This window comes from Kitasatospora sp. NPDC005856, assembly GCF_040629945.1.
In the GTDB taxonomy this organism is placed as follows: Bacteria; Actinomycetota; Actinomycetes; order Streptomycetales; family Streptomycetaceae; genus Kitasatospora.
The window spans coordinates 1-8,453 of record NZ_JBEXWT010000164.1 but is presented as its reverse complement, the minus strand read 5'-3'; the positions used below and the strand labels follow the sequence as shown (position 1 = coordinate 8,453).

Here is an 8,453-nt window from a genome sequence, read left to right as displayed (position 1 = left end):
CGTGCTGGCCCACAAGGGCCGACTGCTGATGACGGCACTGGCCATCATGCTCGGCACCGCCTTCGTCGCCGGCACCATGGTCTTCACCGACACCTCCGGCAATGCCATGAAGGACAGCAACTCCAAGAGCTACTCCGATATTTCGGTCCAGATCGTCGACCGGGCGGCCGGGTCCTCAGCCTCCGCCCGGGAGAACCGCGAGAAGAGCGCGGCCACCCTGACCGACGCCACCGTCCAGGAGTTCGGCGCGCTCCCCGGGGCCGCCTCGGCCCGCGGCGTGGTCAGCGGGTTCACCGGCGTCGCCGACAGGAGCGGCAACCTGATCGGCCAGGCATGGTCCGCGAAGGGGGCCAACTTCGCGCCGGGTCGGGACGGCCGGGACGCCCGCTACCCGATGGTCGAGGGCCAGGGCCCGCAGAACGACAAGGAGGTCGCCCTCGACCGCAGGACCGCCGACAAGGCGGGCTACCGGGTCGGCGACACCGTCCGGGTGGCCGCCAACGGGCCGGTGATCGAGGCGAAGCTCACCGGCGTCTTCACCACCGACGACCCGGTGGTGAACTCCGGCGGCACCCTCACCCTGTTCGACCGGGCCACCGCCCAGCAAATCCTGCTGGAGCCGGGCCGCTACAGCAGCGTCGTGCTGGCCGCCAAGCCCGGCACCACCGAGGCGGCCCTGCTCGCCCAGGCGCAGTCGAAGCTCCCGGCCGGTCAGCCGATCGACGCCGAGACCGGTCAGCAACTCAAGGAGCACGAGCAGAAGATGATCACCGGCGTCACGGAGAGCATGCGCACCATGTTGCTCGCGTTCGCCGGGATCTCGCTCTTCGTCGGCACGTTCATCATCGCCAACACCTACACCATGCTGGTAGCCCAGCGCACCAGGGAGCTCGCCATGCTGCGGGCAATCGGTGCCAGCCGCAAGCAGGTCACCCGTTCGGTGCTGGTCGAGGCCCTGGTGACCGGCGCTCTCTCGGCCGCGGCCGGCCTGCTGGTCGGCGTCGGGATCGGCGCCGGGCTGCAGTCCCTGATCCACTCGCTGAACGACGGACTGCCCACTAGCCCGCTGGTGATCAAGCCGATGACCGTGGCGGTCACCCTGGTGGTCGGTGTCCTCGTTACCGTCCTGTCGGCCCTGCTGCCGGCCGTGCGCGCCTCCCGGATCGCCCCGGTGGCCGCGATGAGCAGCGGCGACCAGCCGACCGGCCAGAAGAGCCTGGTGGTCCGCAACACGATCGGCTCGCTGTTCGCGGCCGGCGGCCTGGCGCTGATCGGTTCCGGCGCCTCCACCGGCAACGACTCCGGCCGGCTCCCGGTCGCCCTGGGCGCCTTCCCGACCCTGATCGGCGTCTTCATCCTGCTGCCGCTGCTCTCCCGCCCGGTGATCGCCCTGATCGGCCCGGTCCTCGGCAAGCTGGCCGGCACGCCCGGCAAGCTCGCCCGGCAGAACGCGGTGCGCAACCCGCGCCGGACGGCGGCCACCGCGGCCGCCGTCACCATCGGCCTGACCCTGGTCAGCGGTCTGACGGTGATCGGCACCTCGGTCGGCGACGCCCTCGACCGGGACATCACCAGCTCCATGAAGGCCGACTACCTGGTCTCGACCGCGAACCACATGAGCCTGTCGCCGAAGGTCCCGGCCGAGGTCGCCAAGACCGCCGGTGTGACCGCCTCCTCGCCGCTCACCACCGTCCGCTGGGAACTGAACGGCACGACCAAGGCGATCAACGGTTTGAACGCGGACAGCTTCGACAAGCTGGTCTCGGTCAAGCTCACCAGCGGCTCGACCGCCGGCTTCGCCCAAGGCCAGATCCTGGTCGACACGGACGTGGCCAAGAAGAACAACGTCACCGTCGGCTCCACCCTGACCGTCACCTACCCGGACGACTCCACCGGCCAGATCACCGTCGGCGGCGTCTACGAGAAGGGCGGCATGCTCGGCTCGGTCGTGTTGGCCAACAGCGAGATCGTCAAGCACGAGCCCGATCCGCAGACCAAGGAGATCCTGGTCAAGGGCACCGACGGTGCCACCGACTCGCTGAAGCAGGCGCTCAAGGACGCCACCGGCGCCAACCCGGTGATCGAGGTCAAGTCGAAGCAGGACGTCCGGGACGACTTCAGCCAGACCATCACCTTCGTGCTGAACCTGATGTACGGCCTGCTGGCGATGTCCGTGCTGGTCGCGATCCTCGGTGTGATCAACACGCTGGCGATGTCTATCTTCGAGCGTAAGCGCGAGATCGGGATGCTGCGGGCGATCGGCCTGGACCGCCGGGGCATCAAGCGGATGGTCCACCTGGAGTCCATGGTGATCTCACTCTTCGGCGCCGGCATCGGCCTGCTGCTCGGCTGCTTGATCGCCTGGGCGATCAACAGCACAGCGATGTCCAGGATGCCGGGCATGACCACCGTGTTCCCGTACGGGCAACTGCTGCTCTTCCTCGCCCTGGCCGGGGTGGTCGGCCTGGTCGCCGCGATCTGGCCGGCCCGCCGGGCAGCTGGGCTGGACATCCTGGAGAGCATCAAGACCGACTGACCGCCGGCGCCGGGCACCGCACCGGCGCCGCAAGCGCGAATTCGGGATGCTGCGGGCGATCGGCCTGGACCGCCTCGGTGTCCGCCGGATGGTCCGGCTGGAATCCCTGCTGATCGCGCTGATCGGCGTCGTCACTGACGGATGCCCAGTGGTCGGTGGTCGAGCCGCTGCTGCCGGTGCGGGATCCGCGTCGGGGCGGGCGGCCGTTGAAGTTCCCGCGCCGGCCCGTCGTGGACACCGTGCTGTACGTGCTGGCCACGGGTTGTGCGTGCAGGCTGGTGCCGCACGACCTCGTGCCGCGGGACGTGGCGTACCGCTGGTTCCGGGTCTGGGCGGCGGGCGGCACCTGGGAGCGGGTTCACGATGCGCTGCGCGAGCGGGTTCGGGTGGCCGACGGGCGGGATCCGCAGCCGTCGGCCGCCGTGCTGGACTCGCAGTCCGTGCGCAGTCGTCAGGGCGGTCAGGCGATCGGTTACGACGCGGGCAAGCGCGTTCGGGGTCGCAAGCGGCACCTGCTCGTGGACACCGGCGGGCTCGTGCTGCGGGCGGTCGTGCACTCGGCCTCGGTCCAGGAGTGCGCCGGGGCGAAGCTGGTCCTCGCCGGCATCCGGGGCGGACGGGGGCTACGTCAACGCGATCGATGCCGGGCTCATCGGCTGGGCGGCCGAGAGCGAGGACCTGGAGATCGTCGCGGTGCCCCGCAACGCCGATGTGAAAGGCTTTCAGGCGCTGTCCCGCAGGTGGGTGGTCGAGCAGACATTCTCCTGGCTGGGACGGTGCAGATGGTTGGCGCGCGACTATGAGCGCAAGACCGCGCACACCGAGGCGATGATCAAGGTCGGGATGATCCGCCTCATGGCCGCCGGCCTCGGCGGCGAGGAGATCGAACCGCGCGGCCCCATCGAGACCGAGGCAGCCCGCCGCCTTGCCGACGACCTTAAGAAGACATTTCATGGATCGGAAGGGCGGCCAGCGCGCGGCGCACTCGGGCCGGCTCGAGCCAGTCCCGGTCCAGTGCGCCGTACCATCGCCCCGCGGACGCCCGGACCGTCGGCCGACGAGAGCCAGACGTGGTCGGGACTGCCTCACAGCTGTTCTGACATCACTGGCACGACTGCCGTCGGTGGGCGCTCCGTCTTCAAGTTGTCCCGAACTCAAACCGGTGCGGATGGCCTCTCATCGCTTCAGAGCGATCCGCAGGGCTCGCGCTTCCGGTTGCCCAGCTCTGCTCCCCGTTAGCAACAGAGGATCCGAGTCTGAGGGGTGCTGATCCGTGTTCATCCGATGCTGCGATTGCCGACGGCATTCGAGAAGGTGATCACACCTCGTCCAACGGGTGTCCCGGAACCCGGGTGAGGAGAGTGGGGCTGCCGGCCCGATCTTGTGACGATCGCGTCGGCAGCCCCCTCGCAGACTAGTTCTGCTCTGCGCCCGAGTGGCTCTCCCGCTCCTGGCGTTCCCTGACTTCGCACAGGTCGGGCCAGGGATTGGGGGAGGCACTGCATGAGGCCCGGGTTTGTGGTTTGAGGACGCTGATCTATCCCACTGGAGATGGTGCATGGATTTCCTCGATAGGAAAGCGACGTACGGCTCAGGAGCCAGTGAGCCATCGACCAGTTCATTCACCAGGGCTGTGACGGTGCTCGTCGTGGGCGGCACCGGTGTCGGCAAGACGGCTCTGATCGATTCGGTGAGTGACGTCCGCCCAATGGTGCTGAAGGAGACGGTGCCTCGGGCCGGGGAGCAACCTCCAGGCTCGGCGGAATTCGTTCGACCGGCCCGGCACTCTGTCGCTGTGGACTTCGGGAGGACCGCGATCGACGAGGAGACGCTGCTGTTTCTGTTCTGCATCTGCGAAAAGGACCGGGCAACCTCCTTGTGGGACGACCTGTGTGAAGGCGCGGTCGGCGCGATTGCTCTGGTGGACGCTCGCAGGATGAACGCCGGCCAGGAAGCCGTCGTGGCGTTGTCTGAGCGGGGCCTGCCGTACCTAGTCGCTGTCAACGTCTTTCCAGGAACAGCGGTTCCCTCGGTCATGGATGTCCGGTCCGCGTTAGACCTGTCGGCCGAAATCCCCGTCGTCGTCGTCGACGCCCGACTGCGTCGGTTCGCCAAAGCGGCCTTACTTGCACTCATTCACCACGTCTATCGCGGGAAGTGTGGTACCGGGGGACTCCACAGCCGCGGTCCCACGTGCGGGCAGCCGGCCCAGCGCCGTGCAACGGATGAAGTACAGCGCGGACCCCAACGATTGGGCGAGTGAGGGCATCAGGTTCTCGCGCTCGACAAGGCTGACCCCAGGCGCTCTGTGGTGCAGGCTGGGGTGAACTTATCTTCATACACTCCTTCCCTGCGGAGCTGCGGGTGACCACGAACGGCATCCGCGGGTGAGCTTGGCGTTTTACCTCGTCGGTCACTCGACCTGCTGATCTGCGCTTCTTCCCGAGACAGCGGAGGCGGCCGATCTCCACGCTTCGAGATGTCGAGTCACGAAGCACGAGAGAACGGCCGCTGCGTATGAGTCTCCCCCTCGAACCGCCTGCAGGCGAGGCGTTGGACGCGTTGTCCCGCTTTCGGGTTGATTTCTACGACTGTCTGTACACCCGCGCCGACGGGCTCTTCGAGCTGACGGACGCGGTGCTGTGCGTGGACGGGCCGGTGAAGACGCTGGTCGAGTTGTCGCTCGCCCTTGAACACCGGCGAGGGCACGGTGCGATGTACCAGGCGCTGGACCGGGGCTGGTTGGAGCCGACGCGGCTGCGTCGCACCGTGGCCGGCCTGCCGCTGCCACGGCTCGCGGACGGGCGCATCGGTCCGGCCGTGGACGTTTCCAACTGGCTGCGGCCCGACGCCCCGACCAGCGACGGGCGCCTGTTCTGCCATGCCTACGGCCGCGGCCGAAGCGCGGATCAGTTCATCCCCGGCTGGCCGTACTCCTTCGTCGCGGCTCTGGAGTCCGGGCGTACCTCCTGGGTCGGGCTGCTGGACGCGATCCGGCTGGGACCGGCCGACGACGCGACCGCCGTCACCGCGGCCCAACTGCGCGAGGTCGTCGACCGCATCGTCGCGGCGGGCCACTGGCACCGGGGCGATCCGGACATCCTCATCGTGATGGACGCCGGCTACGACGTGACCCGCCTGGCCCACGTGCTCGCGGACATGCCGGTCGAGGTGATCGGCCGACTGCGTTCGGACCGGGTCATGCTCCGCGACCCGGGTGAGGCCCGCTCCGGCCCCAGGGGCGGGCGCCCGCGCCGGCACGGCGGCGTCTTCACCTTCGCCAAGCCCGACAGCTGGCACGAGCCCGAGACCACCACGACCACGGACACCACCCGCTACGGAAAGGCGGAGGCCCGTGCGTGGGACCGGATGCACCAGCGCCTGCAAAAGCGCGGTCCGTGGCTTGACCACGAGGGCGAAATCCCGTTGATCCACGGCACGTTGATCCGCCTGAAGGTCGCACACCTGCCTGGAGAGAGGGACGCGAAGCCGCTGTGGCTGTGGTCCTCGGCCACCGGCATCGACACCGTGCATCTGGACCGGATCTGGCGCACGTTCCTGCGCAGGTTCGATCTTGAACACACCTTCGGGCTGATCAAGCAGACGCTCGGATGGACCGCTCCGAAGATCCGCCGGCCCGACACCGCGGACTTGTGGACCTGGCTGATCATCGTCGCGCACACCCAGATCCGCCTCGCCCGGCCCCTCGCCGAGGACCTGCGCCACCCATGGGAGAAGCCCGCGCCGCCGAACAGGCTCACGCCCGCCCGGGGTCCGACGCGGGTTCCGCAACATCCGCGCGAAGACGCCCTGCCCGGCAGCCGTGCCACAACCGACACGACCCGGCCCAGGACGCCCACCCGGCACGAAGAATCGCAGGCCGACGCCCCGCTATGACGTCGGGAAGACCGTCAAACGCGAACCCACACTCGAAGCCCACCGCGCCAAGATCGCAGCGGCAGCTTAAAAATCAAGGTGAGAAGCTGTTGTCGTACCGATCAAGCGGCTTGCCGATCGAACGGGGGTCTCGATGGAGTGATCGAAGGCTCAGGGAACGTCCAAGAGCACACCGGCAAGCTCCGGCATCGCCTGGAGGAAGTCCGGAACACTTGCGAGTTTGTCCAGGCGTAGTTCATATGCCGAGATCCTGCGCGCATAGTCAGCAGCCAGGTCATCGACCCGGTGCCGCAGATCGGCGCGCGACGCCACCACGACCGAGTCGTGATAGTCGAAATCCAAACCGATCGTCAGGTCCACGAACACCCCTTCTTCCTCAAGGACGTCGGCCAGAGTAGGGGGAGTTGGGCCGCTCAACGCGTTCACCAGACGCTGGAGACGTTCCGGTCCGGGGGCGACTGCGAACACCATCGTCTCCGACGAGGCGTCGAATATCACCGCGTGCAGCGCGGATACCAGGTCGCGAGGCGTGGACAACCGGAACAAGCCCGCACGACCGGCGTTGTCCAGCTCCGCGGCGGTCGGCTCCGCCCGAAGGGGCTTTGCCGTACGACCAGGCACGAAGCCCTTGTTCCGTGTGGTGGCGGTCGGCGCTTTGGCGTCGACCTCATACTCCCAGCTGACCAGCATCGGCGTTTGCTTCAGGAAACGCTCGGCGTCGTCGCAGTAGTACGTCGGGATCACATAGCGGTCCAGGCCGGCCGTCAGACGCCACACCAGGCCCACATAGACGGCGACTTCCTCCATGTTGTTGTTATTCAGAAGCCGTTGTCGTACCGAACTTGATCAGCGTATTTCCGCAGCTCAGGCATGATGTCGGCATGGGCGAGGCATGCTCGGGCCATTGGGTTGTCTCGCTGGTGGAGGTGCCGGGATGGCGTCGGTCGTGGGTCTTCTGGAGGAGCGGGAACTGGCCGCGCGGGAGCGCGTGGAAGAGCTTCGGGAGGTGGCCGACCGGGTGCTCGCCGAGCTCGCGGAAGCGGAGACGGCCTGGCGCGAGTGGCTGATCGCCCGGCAGCGCGTCGGTGAGGTCCTGTCGATGCCGCGGCCCCCGCAGGCAGGCGAGGCCGGCTCGGGAGCTGGTGAGCCTTCCGCATCGGAGCCCGTCCCGGAATCGCCCGCCGAGGTCCCCGCGCCGAGGGCTGCTCGTGCGGGCTCGGTCGTGCCGGTGTGGCGTCCCGCGCTGTCGGTGGACGTGCTCGCTCCGGACTACCAGCGCGTCCTCGCCACGCTCGCCGAGCGAGGGACCGGCCGGAACGCGGCGATGACATGTCAGGAGATCGCTGCCGCACTCGGATTGGAGCGGTCCCCGGCCAGCGTGGAAGGGGTCCGGTCGAAGATGAAGCGGCTGGCGGACCGGGGCTGGGCCGACGAGCCCGCCCCGGGCAAGTTCACGCTCGCCGCCGGGCCAGCCGCCGCATCATGAGCATCGTCATCGACCACAGCACCATCTGCTCATGGACGGCGAGCAGTGTCTCGTAGTCGCGCACCAGGCGGCGCGAGCGCATCAACCAGCTCAGCGTCCTCTCCACCACCCAGCGCCTTGGCAGCACCACGAAGCCGGAGACATCGCCGGCCCGCTTGACGATCTCAAGGGTGAGCCGCAGCCTATCCGTCGCCCAGGGGAGCAGTGGGGCCGAGCAGTGGTCGACCGGCCTGCTCCTCGACGACCGGCGAAGCCGACAAGCTGCCCGTCTGGGTCAAGGACTTGGCGGACACGACCGGCCAGTAGAGATCTTCGGCACGTATGGACCAGTCCCGGGGCCCACCCTCACGGGGCGTGGAGGGACCCGGGACTGGTCCGGCTGCCGTTTCCTCCCGGAGGCATGGGAGTTCGGGAACGGCCGGCCAGGCGCCGTGGGAAGCCGGCCCGGCAGATGGAATTGGCCGGACACCCGGCGGTGTCCATCGATTCCGCAGCCCTCGCCGTCGATCGGACCGTCATCCTGGCGAGGGTCGG

General features: G+C 68.4%; 4 protein-coding genes and 3 pseudogenes. 5 read left to right on the top strand and 2 right to left on the bottom strand.

The genetic code is table 11. From position 1 onward, the window contains the following. The first annotated feature begins 1 nt into the window (after position 1). From ABZ449_RS41060 to ABZ449_RS41045, 4 genes and pseudogenes are all read left to right on the top strand, one after another. Positions 2-2,536, top strand: coding sequence for an FtsX-like permease family protein (locus ABZ449_RS41060; protein ID WP_360356996.1), 2,535 nt, complete (start codon positions 2-4; stop codon positions 2,534-2,536). A 128-nt stretch (positions 2,537-2,664) separates the two neighbouring features. Beyond that, positions 2,665-3,478: pseudogene (locus ABZ449_RS41055) on the top strand (IS5 family transposase); the annotation flags it as partial. Positions 3,479-4,094: 616 nt separating this feature from the next. Then, on the top strand, positions 4,095-4,799 hold the full coding sequence (locus tag ABZ449_RS41050) for an ATP-binding protein (protein ID WP_360356993.1): 705 nt from the start codon (positions 4,095-4,097) through the stop codon (positions 4,797-4,799). A gap of 254 nt (positions 4,800-5,053) precedes the next feature. Beyond that, positions 5,054-6,503, top strand: a pseudogene (locus ABZ449_RS41045) (NF041680 family putative transposase). 80 nt (positions 6,504-6,583) lie between these two features. Here ABZ449_RS41045 and ABZ449_RS41040 read toward each other — a convergent pair. Then, on the bottom strand, positions 6,584-7,240 hold the full coding sequence (locus ABZ449_RS41040) for a hypothetical protein (RefSeq protein ID WP_360356990.1): 657 nt from the start codon (positions 7,238-7,240) through the stop codon (positions 6,584-6,586). A 127-nt stretch (positions 7,241-7,367) separates the two neighbouring features. Here ABZ449_RS41040 and ABZ449_RS41035 point away from each other — a divergent pair, with 127 nt between their 5' ends. Continuing rightward, positions 7,368-7,919: a hypothetical protein gene (locus ABZ449_RS41035; RefSeq protein ID WP_360356987.1), complete on the top strand. Its 552-nt coding sequence runs from the start codon at positions 7,368-7,370 to the stop codon at positions 7,917-7,919. Here the strand turns inward: ABZ449_RS41035 and ABZ449_RS41030 are convergent. Further along, positions 7,885-8,091 (bottom strand): annotated as a pseudogene (locus tag ABZ449_RS41030) (transposase); the annotation flags it as partial. The gene ABZ449_RS41035 and the pseudogene ABZ449_RS41030 overlap by 35 nt on opposite strands. Positions 8,092-8,453: the final 362 nt, after the last annotated feature.